Origin of the sequence: Cryobacterium sp. Hb1 (assembly GCF_004403585.1) — a bacterium.
GTDB classification, from domain to species: Bacteria; Actinomycetota; Actinomycetes; order Actinomycetales; family Microbacteriaceae; genus Cryobacterium; species Cryobacterium lyxosi.
The window spans coordinates 108,480-120,837 of the sequence record NZ_SOHI01000024.1 but is presented as its reverse complement, the minus strand read 5'-3'; the positions used below and the strand labels follow the sequence as shown (position 1 = coordinate 120,837).

General features: G+C 64.2%; 9 protein-coding genes. 5 read left to right on the top strand and 4 right to left on the bottom strand.

Translation table 11 applies throughout. The features are described from left to right. Positions 1-84 precede the first annotated feature (84 nt). The gene (locus tag E3T38_RS07990; protein WP_134547749.1) at positions 85-1,395 is read right to left on the bottom strand and encodes an MFS transporter; all 1,311 of its coding nucleotides are present in this window, start codon (positions 1,393-1,395) and stop codon (positions 85-87) included. A gap of 204 nt (positions 1,396-1,599) precedes the next feature. On the opposite strand from E3T38_RS07990, the gene dnaK reads away from it, so the two are divergent. The 5 genes from dnaK (at position 1,600) to E3T38_RS07965 (ending at position 6,828) form a co-directional block, all read left to right on the top strand. Then, entirely contained in the window at positions 1,600-3,477 is a 1,878-nt protein-coding gene (gene dnaK / locus E3T38_RS07985) for a molecular chaperone DnaK (RefSeq protein WP_104197330.1), read from the top strand. A 9-nt stretch (positions 3,478-3,486) separates the two neighbouring features. After that, on the top strand, positions 3,487-4,113 hold the full coding sequence (locus E3T38_RS07980; RefSeq protein WP_134547747.1) for a nucleotide exchange factor GrpE: 627 nt from the start codon (positions 3,487-3,489) through the stop codon (positions 4,111-4,113). Beyond that, positions 4,106-5,107, top strand: coding sequence for a DnaJ C-terminal domain-containing protein (locus E3T38_RS07975; RefSeq protein WP_104197332.1), 1,002 nt, complete (start codon positions 4,106-4,108; stop codon positions 5,105-5,107). Before E3T38_RS07980 ends, E3T38_RS07975 begins: the two co-directional genes overlap by 8 nt. A gap of 2 nt (positions 5,108-5,109) precedes the next feature. Next, the gene (locus tag E3T38_RS07970) at positions 5,110-5,523 is read left to right on the top strand and encodes a heat shock protein transcriptional repressor HspR (RefSeq protein WP_104128702.1); all 414 of its coding nucleotides are present in this window, start codon (positions 5,110-5,112) and stop codon (positions 5,521-5,523) included. 144 nt (positions 5,524-5,667) lie between these two features. Next, complete coding sequence (locus tag E3T38_RS07965) at positions 5,668-6,828, top strand: class I SAM-dependent methyltransferase (RefSeq protein WP_241984366.1); 1,161 nt, start codon at positions 5,668-5,670, stop codon at positions 6,826-6,828. A 13-nt stretch (positions 6,829-6,841) separates the two neighbouring features. Here the strand turns inward: E3T38_RS07965 and E3T38_RS07960 are convergent, their stop codons facing one another. The 3 genes from E3T38_RS07960 to E3T38_RS07950 all read right to left on the bottom strand — a co-directional run bounded on the left by E3T38_RS07960 (position 6,842) and on the right by E3T38_RS07950 (position 12,286). Continuing rightward, complete coding sequence (locus E3T38_RS07960) at positions 6,842-7,435, bottom strand: histidine phosphatase family protein (protein WP_134547745.1); 594 nt, start codon at positions 7,433-7,435, stop codon at positions 6,842-6,844. Further along, positions 7,432-8,754 (bottom strand): glycosyltransferase 87 family protein, encoded by a 1,323-nt coding sequence (locus tag E3T38_RS07955; protein WP_134547743.1) that lies wholly within the window; start codon positions 8,752-8,754, stop codon positions 7,432-7,434. Before E3T38_RS07955 ends, E3T38_RS07960 begins: the two co-directional genes overlap by 4 nt. Before the next feature lie 76 nt (positions 8,755-8,830). Continuing rightward, on the bottom strand, positions 8,831-12,286 hold the full coding sequence (locus E3T38_RS07950; protein WP_134547741.1) for a DEAD/DEAH box helicase: 3,456 nt from the start codon (positions 12,284-12,286) through the stop codon (positions 8,831-8,833). Positions 12,287-12,358: the final 72 nt, after the last annotated feature.

Genomic DNA, 12,358 nt, shown 5'->3' with positions numbered 1-12,358 from the left:
CCATTGTAGCAAGTCGTTTCACGGTTTCTGAGCCGCGTCGCGGCAGGCCAGGGCATCGCGCGCCGACTAATGGACCGTGCGGGGTCAGCGGATCTGTTGCTGCCGTGCCGTGACGGGGATCAGCAGGAGCAGGCCGAGGAGCAGCACCAGCATTATGCCCAGGATGCCCCAGTGGGTGGCGCCGAAGATCGACACGAAGACCGCGAAGGAAGTCGGGGCCAAAAAGCTGACGGCGCGACCGGTCGTCGCGTAGAGCCCGAAGACCTCGCCCTCGCGGCCGATGGGAATGAGACGTGCCAGAAAGGTGCGGCTGGCCGATTGGGCCGGGCCGACGAACAGGCAGAGGGCGAGGCCAGCGGTCCAAAAAACGATCTGGCCGCCGTCGTGCAGAAGAAATACGAGCATCCCGCTCACCAAGAGGCCAACGAGTGCGGTCACGATCACCGGTTTCGCACCGATTCGATCATCGAGCACCCCCACCGCCATGGTGGCGATGCCGGCGACCACATTGGCGGCGATGGCGAAGAGGATCACCTCGCCCGGCGAGAATCCGAAAACGGATGCCGCGAGCACCCCCCCAAAAGTGAAGACGCCGGCCAGGCCGTCACGAAAAACGGCACTCGCCAACAGAAAGTAGACGATAGGGCGGCTGGTGTTCCAGAGGCGCTTGACGTCGCGAGCGAGAACGACATAGCTTCGCAAGAAACCGATCTTCTCGCGGCGGATGGTCGTGGGAACCCGATATTCGGGCACCCGCAGCAGCACCGGCAGCGCAAAGAGCGCGAACCAGGCAGCGGCAACGAGCATGGTGACGCGCACGGCCAGGCCGTTCTCGCTGGTCACACCGAATAAACCCACCTCGGGAGCGATGAAACCGAAGTAGACGATGAGTAGCAGCACGATCCCACCGAGGTAGCCCATGCCCCAGCCGAACCCGCTGACCTTGCCGATGCTGCGGGGAGTGGACACCTGGCTGAGCATCGCGTTGTAATTGACGCCCGCGAATTCGAAGAAGACGTTGCCCGCAGCGAGCAGAACGAGTCCGAGCATCAGATAGCTGGGGCTGGCCTCGACGAAGAACATGGCCGTGGTGAGGCCGACGACCACGAAGGTATTGGCACCCAGCCAGAATTTACGCCTCCCCGAGGTATCAGATCGTTGCCCGGTGATCGGGGCGAGTACCGCCACCAGCAGTCCGGCAATGGCGAGTGCCCAACCCAACTGCGCGGAGACGACGTTTTCATCGCCGAACGACGAGCCGGTGAGGTAGACGCTGAACACGAACGTCGTGACGACCGCGTTGAACGCTGCCGATCCCCAGTCCCAGAACGCCCAGGCCACCACCCGACCACGCATTGGAGGGGCACCCGCGTCGACGGTGACAGTCTCGGTCATATCCACAATCTACTGCCCGGCGGTAAACATCTGGATGAGCTGCGTTAGAGCGTCCTTTTCCTAAAGTTGAGTCACTCACACTCAACTTTCAGCCACAGAAATTGACAGGGACGCGACAGCGCTGGAATACTTGAGCCATCGAGGCTCAAGTCTTGAGATTACTTAGTAGTTCGTTTCGCACATGATCGAAGGAGAACAACCCACATGGCTCGTGCAGTAGGTATTGACCTCGGAACCACCAACTCTGTGGTGGCCGTGCTCGAAGGTGGAGAACCCACCGTCATCGCCAACGCTGAAGGCTTGCGTACTACCCCCTCGGTGGTCGCGTTCACCAAGGACGGCGAGGTCCTCGTCGGAGAAACGGCCAAGCGTCAGAACGTCACCAACGTCGATCGCACCATCTCCAGCGTCAAGCGCCACATGGGCACCGGCTGGAACGTCGCCATCGACGACAAGAAGTACACCCCGCAGGAGATTTCGGCGCGCATCCTCGCCAAGCTCAAGCGCGACGCCGAGCAATACCTGGGCGAGAAGGTCACCGACGCCGTCGTGACCGTGCCCGCATACTTCAACGACGCCGAGCGTCAGGCCACCAAGGAGGCCGGCGAGATCGCCGGACTCAACGTGCTGCGCATCATCAACGAGCCCACCGCCGCCGCGCTGGCCTACGGCCTCGACAAGGGCAAGGAAGACGAGCTCATCCTGGTCTTCGACCTCGGCGGCGGAACCTTCGACGTATCCCTGCTCGAGGTGGGCAAGGACGACGACTTCTCCACCATCCAGGTGCGCTCGACCGCCGGTGACAACCGCCTCGGTGGCGACGACTGGGACCAGCGCATCGTTGATCACCTGATCAAGCGCTTCAAGGAGACCACCGGCGTTGACGTGTCCAAGGACAAGATCGCCAAGCAGCGCCTGAAGGAAGCCGCCGAGCAGGCCAAGAAGGAACTCTCGTCGAGCATGTCGACGAGCATCCAGTTGCCCTACCTGTCGCTGACCGAAAACGGCCCGGCCAACCTCGACGAGACGCTCACCCGCGCCCAGTTCGAGAAGATGACCGAAGACCTGCTCGACCGCACCAAGAAGCCCTTCCAGGACGTCATCCGTGAGGCCGGCGTCAAGGTCGGCGACATCGCCCACGTCGTTCTCGTCGGTGGCTCCACGCGTATGCCCGCCGTCTACGAGCTCGTCAAGAGCGAGACCGGCGGCAAGGACCCGAACAAGGGCGTCAACCCGGACGAGGTCGTCGCCGTTGGCGCTGCCCTCCAGGCTGGCGTGCTGAAGGGCGAGCGCAAGGACGTTCTGCTCATCGACGTCACCCCGCTGAGCCTGGGCATCGAGACCAAGGGCGGCATCATGACCCGCCTGATCGAGCGCAACACGGCCATCCCGACCAAGCGCAGCGAAACCTTCACGACGGCCGACGACAACCAGCCGTCCGTTGCGATCCAGGTGTTCCAGGGTGAGCGTGAGTTCACCCGGGACAACAAGAACCTCGGAACCTTCGAGCTCACCGGCATCGCCCCAGCGCCGCGCGGAATTCCGCAGGTTGAGGTTACCTTCGACATCGACGCCAACGGGATCGTGCACGTGTCCGCCAAGGACAAGGGTACCGGAACGGAGCAGTCGATGACCATCACGGGCGGATCCTCGCTCGCGAAGGAAGACATCGAGCGCATGGTGCGCGAGGGTGAAGAGCACGCCGCCGAAGACAAGCGCTTGCGCGAAGTCGCCGAGACCCGCAACACGGCCGAGCAGCTCGCCTACTCGATCGAGAAGCTGATCAAGGACAACGTCGACAAGCTGCCCGAAGACGTGAAGAATGAGGTGCAGGCTGATGTCGACGCCCTCAAGTCTGCTCTTGCGGGCGACGATGACGACGCGGTGAAGACCGCGTTCGACAAGCTCAATGAAAGCCAGGGCAAGCTCGGCGAAGCCATCTACAAGTCCAGCCAGGCGGATGCCGCAGCCGGCTCCGACGAGGCCGGTACCGACGAGACTCCCGCCGAGGAGAACAAAGACGAAGACGTTGTCGACGCCGAGGTTGTTGACGACGACGAAGACGACAAGACAAAGAAGTAGGCCGCAACTATGGCTGACAAGAAAAATCCTGACAACGACGCGGCGGGGGTGCCGGATGACGGCGCCGCCGCGGCGGGCGCGGGCGTCCCTGCAGAATCGGTGCCTGACTCGGCATCCGTTGCTGATGGCGAGGCTGCGGCCTCGGCCGACGGAATCGAAGAAGACGAGTTGACCGTTCAGGACATCCTGGACGCGGCAGAGCGCGAAGTCGCCGAGCCGACGAGTGAACACCTCGCCGACCTCAAGCGTGTGACGGCGGAGTACGCCAACTATCGTCGGCGTACCGAAGCCAACCGTGCCATTGAGAAAGAGCGAGTGACCGGGGATATCGTCAAGATACTGATTCCGGTACTCGACGATATCTACCGGGCGGAGAAGCACGGCGACCTCGTGCCCGACTCGGCCTTCGCCACGATCGCGGCCAAGCTGCGTTCGAGCGTTGAGCGTCTTGGACTCACCTCGTTCGGCGCGGTCGGCGACCCCTTCGACCCGACTATGCACGAGGCGATCTTCCAGCAGCCCAGTGCGGTCGTCGACACCGAAACCGTTGGCGACGTCGCGGAGACGGGGTACTACCTCGGTTCCACGCTGTTGCGTGCGGCCAAGGTTGTCGTTCAGGTACCGAGCGATGGCTAGCCAGGACTGGTTCGACAAAGACTTCTACAAGGTTCTCGGGGTGTCGAAAGATGTCACGCCGGCCGAGTTGAAGAAGGCGTATCGAAAACTCGCTCGAAAATACCACCCGGACTCCAACCCGGGGAACCCCGCCGCTGAGGCGAAGTTCAAGGAATTGAGTGAGGCGCACTCGGTGCTGAATGATGCCGCCCAGCGCAAGGAATATGACGCCGTGCGGGCAATGGGGAGCGGGGCGCGGTTCGCCGCGCCCGGCGGCCGGGCCCAGAGTGGCGGCTTCGAGGACGCTTTCGGCGGCATGTTCGGCGGCGGAAGCCGTCAACAGAGTTACACCTTCGAACAGGGCGGTTTCGACGATATCCTCGGGGGTATGTTCGGACGAGGTGGCCAAGGTGGGGGCGGCTTCGGCAACCCCACCGGTGGCTACCGCGGCTCGGGCGCACCGACGCGCGGGCGTGACGTGATCGCCTCGACGACCATCGACTTCATCACAGCCACCCAGGGCGACCAGATCAGCCTGCAAACCCAGGACGGTCGACCGATCAAGGTCAAGGTTCCGGCCGGAGTCGCCGATGGGCAGAAGATTCGCCTGCGTGGCAAGGGGCAGCCGAGTCCGGACGGTGGAGAAACCGGCGACATCGTGTTGACGATCACCGTGCGCAAACACCCGGTCTTCGAACGCGACGGACTCAATCTGCGGGTAACCGTACCGGTCACTTTCGTCGAGGCCAGCCTCGGCGCGACGATCGAGGTACCCACCCTCGGCGGCAGCCCCGTCAAGTTGCGCGTTGCCCCCGGTACTCCTGGTGGCCGGGTGCTGCGGGTCAAGGGTCGCGGCGTCACAACGGCCAAGGGCACGGGGGACCTGCTCGCCGTCGTGCAGGTCGCTGTGCCCTCACACCTGTCGAAGGATGCCGAAGAGAAACTCGCCGCGTTCGCCGAAGCGCTGCCCAAGGAAAACCCGCGCGATGAACTGATTGCTCGGGCCAAGGGCTGATTATGGACGAGACCACCCGGGTTTTCGTGATTTCGACGGCGGCCGAGCTTGCGGGAATGCACCCGCAAACCCTGCGCCAATACGATCGCCTGGGCCTCGTCAGCCCAGAACGCACCCCCGGCAAGAGCCGAAGGTACTCCATGCTCGACGTGGCAAAGCTCCGTGAAATTGCGGAACTGGGCTCTGAAGGCGTGAGTTTGGAAGGCATCCGTCGTATCCTCGAACTCGAGGATCACGTGCGCGGGCTTGAAAACCGCCTGCGCGAGTTGGAATCGACGCTCGCCGACGAACTGCTGAACCGACCGGGCCGCCGCGTTTTCGCGGCTGGCTCGGCTGGCGATGTTATTTCAATGAAGGCGGGCACCCGCACCAGGCGCAGCAACCAGGTTGTCATCTGGCGGCAGCCCAGACCATAGTTAGTTATCTGTAACAAGCTTCACGTTTCTGCCCCACAGCACGAACTGGTTGCACCAGCACTACTCTCAGGGGGATCCATGTCCAAATCGGACGCGTATGACCAGTCCGCGCCGCGGAACGCAAACACTACGTCGAAAAGTGCCATGTCGGACGAGTTCGAGGCCGTGTCGAATAACAGCATGAACGGGTTCGATTTCGACCGCCTGCGTCGTCGCCCCGACATTGAGGCGGAGAACCTGTTCGCCGTCGACGCGAGTGACCGCCTCATTCTCGATGAGGCCGCCGGCGCACTCGCGGCATATCGTTCCGGTGGCGTCGTCGTGCTCGAGGATCGCTATGGCGCCCTGACCCTCGGTGCCGCTGCTCTGCACAACGCCCGCGGCATCCGTGTCTACCAGGACGCGCTCTCGGGCGAATATGCGCTCGACAGCAACGCCTCCGGCGTCAACCTGACGGATGCCTACCGCTCACTGCCGCTCGGCGAAGAGTTGTTGAAAGACGCCCACGTCGTGCTGTTACAGCTGCCGAAGAGCCTCGACGCGCTCGACGAGATCGCCGCCGCCGTCGCCAAGTACGCCGCTCCCGACGTGATCGTCTTTGCCGGCGGCCGCATCAAGCACATGACCGTGAGCATGAATGAGGTGCTGCGCCGCCACTTCGGGGCCCTCAATGTGCGCCCGGCCCGCCAGAAGTCCCGCGTGCTCATCGCTTCCGCACCGTTGGCCTCGTCGACGAGCGACTGGCCACGCAGCGAAAAGCACGACGACTTCGACCTCACCGTGCGCGGCCACGGTGGCGTGTTCGCCGGAACCAGCATCGACATCGGCACCCGGGCGCTGCTCGAGGTGCTCGACCGGATGAAGCCCGACGCCGAGCGCGCCATCGACCTCGGCTGCGGCACCGGAGTTCTCGCCGCGGCCTTGGCTGCCCAGCGCCCGCTGCTGCAGGTGCTCGCGACGGATCAGTCGGCTGTGGCCGTCGCATCCGCTCGCGCAACCGTCGACGCCAACGCACTCGCCGATCGTGTCACCGTCGTGCGCGCCGATGGCCTGTCTGGCCAGCCGGATAACTCGGGTGATCTGATTCTGCTCAACCCGCCATTTCATATTGGAGCGTCGGTGCATGCGGGCCTCGCTGAGAAACTCTTCATCGATGCGGCGCGGGTACTGGCACCCGGCGGAGAACTGTGGACCGTGTGGAACACTCACCTCGGTTACCGTCCGATGCTCACCCGCATCGTCGGTTCGACCCGTCAGGTTGGCCGCAACACGAAGTTCACGGTGACGGTGTCGACCGGCCGCTGACGTTACGCCGTGGTCAGGCGCGCACGAGCAGCTCGCCGTTGAGTACCTCGAGCTGCCACTCGGCCACGCCATCCGCGTGGTCGTAGTGGTGGTGCACGAGGTTGATCGAGGCATTGTTGATGCTGCCGATGGACTGGTCCAAGGCGTTCTCGAGGCTCAGTCGAATGAGCGTGCCGTGCGCGACTACGATGATGCGCTCTCCGGGGTGATTTCGAGCGAGCTCGCACAGGGCGTCGATGCCACGCGCGGCGACGGCTTCCTCGGTCTCGGCACCGTGGAATCCGCCCGGAAAACGCAGGGCGTCGAGCTGGGCGCCGGCGCTTAGGCCTTCGGCTGGTCCGTAATCGCGCTCGATCAGACCCGGAATGCGGCGGGCCGCGTCGAGGCCCAGCTCTTCGCCGATCAGGTCAGCGGTTTCGGCCGCACGAGAAAGCGGCGACGAGACAATGAAATCCCACTCATACCGGGAGAGTGGGGAGACGGCAGCCGCTGCCTGGCCGCGCCCCACGTCGTTCAGCGGAATGTCGGTGGCGCCCTGGATGCGCGCGGCGGCGTTCCAATCGGTCTGGCCGTGGCGGATGAGGGCGAAGGTTGTCGTCGTGGTCACTGGTCTATTCTGCCTTGGCCGACTGGGAGTGCGCGGCGGGTCAAAATTCGCGCTTCCCGTTTCGGCAGAGCCCAAGCCAAACGGGCCAGGTCGGTGATTGCCGAGGCCAGCAGCACGACGAGCAGCGCGTTGCGCGCTGTCAGCAGCAGCAGGGAGAACAGATCGCCGTCGATAAGCGGCAGGTAGAAAATGGGAAAGACGAGCGTCGTCAGGCCGGAGATAGCCAGTGTCAGAGTGGCGGGCACCCGCCACTCAGCCCAGCTGCGGGCGACACCGACCGCAACCACCGGCACCAGCCACAACATGTATTGCGGTGAACCGACCTTGTTGAAGACGATGAACGCGCTGACCAGGGCAAGGGCTCCGACAAGCAGCAGTTGGCCGGCATCCGCTCGCCGATGCTGGGCAATGAGCATCAGCACGAAAATCACCGCGATGGCGCCGAACATGACCGGCGTCATCAGGGAAGCGACCACGTCGGTACCGGGTCCGCTCACCTCACGGGTGGCGATGGCAAAATTCTCGTAGATGAACGTGCTGTGGTGACCGAGTGTGGCCAGCCACACCCACACAGTTGTGATGGGCGCCTCGAGTTGCAGGGCGCGGTCAGATTGTTCGGTGACGAAACTGGTGAGATGTTGCAGGCCCCCCACAAGCCAGACGAATATCGAGACCCCCGCCGAGACGGCCGCACCGATAAGCACTACCGTGCGACGGCGCGGCGATACGGTGACCACCGCGAGGAACACGGCCGCTGGCCACACCTTGATCCAGGTGGCGAGGGTCAGCACAACCGCCGCGACGGCCGGCCGGCGCGCGAGCAGCACGAGTCCGACAATGACGAGCGGTGCTGTGAGTCCTTCCAGTCGCAGTAGCCCGACCGGGCTCAGTAGAAACGACGCGAACAGCCAGTACCAGGCCGATTTGAAGCCGCCGCGGCGACGTCCCCAGTCGGTGAGCGCTCCGACCGCGACGGCATTCAACGCGGTGGTCAGCAGGTACCACAGGAGTTGGTACAGGAGCGGACCGGCGATGCCCGCGAACGCGATCGGCAGCATGGCGCCGATCGGGTACACCCACCCGGTATCGATACCCTGCCAGATGCCGTGCTCCAGGCCGAGTTCAGCCCAGGTTCGGTACAGCGGAAGGTCGCCGAGTACCTGGCCGGTCAGGATGGTGGGCAGCAGGGCGAACAGGAACACCGCGTGCAGACCGAGAAAACCGAGCGCGAGGGTGCGTGGGCGTTGCAGCGTGAGGCGGCGAGCCGGAGTGAGTGTACGAGCCAGGCGAGCGTCGACCCGATCAAAAATGGTGGACATAGGACCGTTTCTGCAGTGTGCGACGTGGTGCCGTCGCGTGCAGTCTAGGGGGGCTAAATGAACTGTTGGTGTCGCCTCAGGCCAGGAGTTCGCGAATGTCGGCCGCGGTCAGGGCGGTGCCCTGCGGCGCTCCGTCGGTCATGACGCTTTCGAACAGGCGCGCTTTGGTGGCTTTGAGGGCCATGACTTTTTCTTCGATGGTGTCCTTGGATACCAGGCGATAGACCATGACGTTCTTTGTTTGTCCGATGCGGTGTACGCGGTCGACGGCCTGGGCTTCCGTCGCCGGGTTCCACCACGGGTCGAGCAGAATGACGTAGTCGGCCTCGGTGAGGTTGAGGCCGAATCCGCCGGCCTTGAGGCTGATCAGAAAGACGGAGCTCGAGCCCTCTTTGAAGTCGCTGATGGCCTTGGCCCGGTTGCGGGTCTTGCCGTCGAGGTAGGAATAGCTGATGCCGGCGGCGTCGAGCCGGTCCCGTGCCTTGCCGAGGTACTGGGTGAACTGGCTGAAGATCAGGGTTCGGTGACCCTCGGCGACGGTATCTTCCAGAAGTTCCAGCAGGGCGTCGAGCTTGGTCGAGGGAATACTGTCGTACTTCGCGTCGTACAGGCTGGCGTCGAGACTGAGCTGGCGCAGCATGGTGAGTGAGCGAAAAATCTCGAACCGGTTCGCGTTCATGTCCTCGATCAGGCCGAGCACCTTCTGCCGTTCGCGGGCAAGGTGCATGTCGTAGACCTTGCGGTGCCTCGGGTGCAGGTCGAGTTCGAGCACCTGTTCCTGCTTCTCGGGCAGGTCGCTGGCGACTTCGGCCTTCGTGCGCCGCAGCATGAAGGGTCGGATGCGGCGGCGCAGCTGCGCGAGCCGGTCGGCGTCGGCATCCGTTTCAATGGGCTTGCGGTAGTAGTCGGCAAAACGGCTCGGGCTCGGAAACAGGCCCGGCGCGGTGATGGAGAGCAGCGACCACAGCTCCATCAGGTTGTTTTCCATCGGGGTTCCGGTGATGGCGAGCTTGAACGGGGTGCGCAGGCGGCGGGCGCAAACGTGCGCCTTGCTCTGGTGGTTCTTGACGAACTGGGCCTCGTCGAGCAGCAGCCCGGCCCAGTCGTGAGCGTTGTACTCCTCGAAATCGAGTCGGAACAGCGTGTATGAGGTGATCACGACGTCTGCTTGGCCCATTTCATCGAGCAGGCTGGAGCCGCGTTTGCCGGTGGTCTGGGTGATGGCTGTTGTCGTCAGGTCGGGCGCGAATCGAGCGCATTCGGTGGCCCAGTTGGAGACGACGCTTGTGGGAGCGACCACGAGAAAGCGCTTGCGAGTGGAGCCTTCAGCAGCGCGTTGGCTGTCGCGGGCGTGGGCAATGAGGGCGATGGCCTGCAGCGTCTTGCCGAGTCCCATGTCGTCGGCGAGCACGCCGCCAAGCTGGTGGTCGTAGAGAAAGCTGAGCCAGTCGAATCCGGTCTGCTGGTAGGCACGCAGGGTGGCGTGCACGGCCGGCGGGAGCGGGCGTTCGGCGATGGGTGCGGCCTCAGCCGAGCCGTGCAGGGCGGCGAGACCCTCGACGGCGCTGCGCCAGGACGCAGCCTGCTCGGCGACGACACCGAGCAGTTGAAGTTCGTCCCACAGGTCGGCCTGAAAACGGCTGAGACCAAGCGTGCCTGCGTTGCTCTCCTGCAGGCCGCGGGCTTCTTCGATCAGCCGCCGCAGCTGCTGCAGTTCGGGCCGGTCGAGACTGAAGTACGTGCCGCTGTCGAGGATCATCAGGTCTTGATCGGTGGCCAGCGCCCGAAACAAGTCGTCGAAGGGGATGTCTTCGCCCTCGATCGTCACGGTGACGGCAAGATCGAACCAGTCTCGGGTGTCGGTGCTTTCGGTGGTGGCGAGGCTGATCACCGGCGCTGCGTCGGCTTCACGGTAGCTCGGGGCGTCGGCCGAGACCTGCACGGCGATGCCGGCGGCCTCGAGTTTCGGCACGGCCTCGCCGAGAAACGTGATCATGATGGCGCTGCGCAGTTCTGACTGCTCAAGGAGTCGGGCCGGGCTGATCGGTGTGGCAGGTTGCCAGAGCTCCGGGAACGAGGCGATTTCTCGGCTGACCGCTTGCAGCGTGTCGTGTTCGCGGGTGAGGTCGCGAAAGTGGGTGTCGCCGGGCGTCGGGCGCAGGGGGTGGCGGTACAGCACGGGGGCCGGTTCGACCGCGTCCGTGCTGATCGACTCCGGGACCGATTCGGTGGGCGCGACGTAGTGCCATTCCCACGCGACGGTGATGCGGGCATCCGTTTGGTGGGTGATCGTCAGCGCCAGCTGGGGTCGGGCCGTTCTGGGCAGCTCGAATGAGGCGTCGTGACTGGTCAGGGTCAATTTTTGCTGCAGAAACGGGTAGTAATCAGCTAGGAATGAAGGTTCGTCGTTGGCTGGAATGTCAAAGCCCCCGGTGACAGCAAGCGCGCGGATCTCAGAGCTGACCTGTACATTCAGTGGTGCGAGAACGAGCTGCCTGCCGGTTGCGAGCGGGTCAGCGGGGCTCGTGAACGTGTAGGCGCCGTGCGCCGGGTCACCAATGAATCCGAATTCGGCGCCGCGGTGCAGCTGTTCGCCCAGCATGAGCAACGGGGTCAGTTGCAGGCCCTCGTCGTCGCGGCGAATGTTCAACTCGAGCGCGGCCGGCGTGGGCGAGAGCAGAACGGGATTCTGGGCATCCGTAGCGCAGACCATGGGCAGCCCGCTCAACTGTGCTTCGTGCAGCAGGTCCCAGAGGGCCTTGTTCTCGAAGTTGTCGAGGTAGAGCCAGTGGTCGGTGTAGCTGTAATAGCGCTGGCCGGTGGCCGAGAGGGCGTAGAGGGCGTTCAGTATTTTGCGGTGGGCGCGGTTATAGGTGCCGGCGGTCCAGGACAGGTTGTCCCAGGTGAGGGAGCCTCGAATCCATTTGCCCTTCTTTCCCATGACCATCGGGCGTGCGCCGAGACGGCGGGGGGCCGGGCGTTTGTTCGGGCTGTAGGCCGGGTCGAGCAGGTCGAATTGCAGTGCGAGGGCCGTGCTTGTGACGGTGGCGCCGGCAGTCGGCTTGGCGATCGGCGCCAGGGCGGCGCGCCACGCGGGCACTGGCGGGCGAATGGGAATGACCGGTGCCGGGGTGGTCGGCTGGTATGCGCCCGGCACAAAGGTTGATTCGAACACCGGCGTGCGACGGTCGCCGATGGCGCGCACGTTCGAGGCGGCGCGCTCAGCGTTCAGTTCGGCGGGCGTGCTGCGGCTGGCCAGGAGCAGGGCGGCGACGTGCTTGCAGTTGCTGCCCATGGGGCAGGTGCAGGTTCCGCTGGCCCGCACAGCCTGGCCGGCAGCATTGAGCGTGAACGAAACGAGTACGGTGTACGGCTGTGGGCTGGTGCCACTCACTCGACCGGTGAGGTGTGTCCCCGACGAGGCCCAGGACTGCTCGGTGACGTGCCCGTTGCGGGCGTACCGTTCACCGCGCGAGAACGACTGGCTGCCAACGATGCGGGCGATCTCGTGAGTGCTGAGGGAATGAGCCATAGGTGGGGGAGCTCCGTAAGAAAATGGGACCAACCTTTATTGTCTCACGGGAGGCTGCCCGGCCCCGCGCTG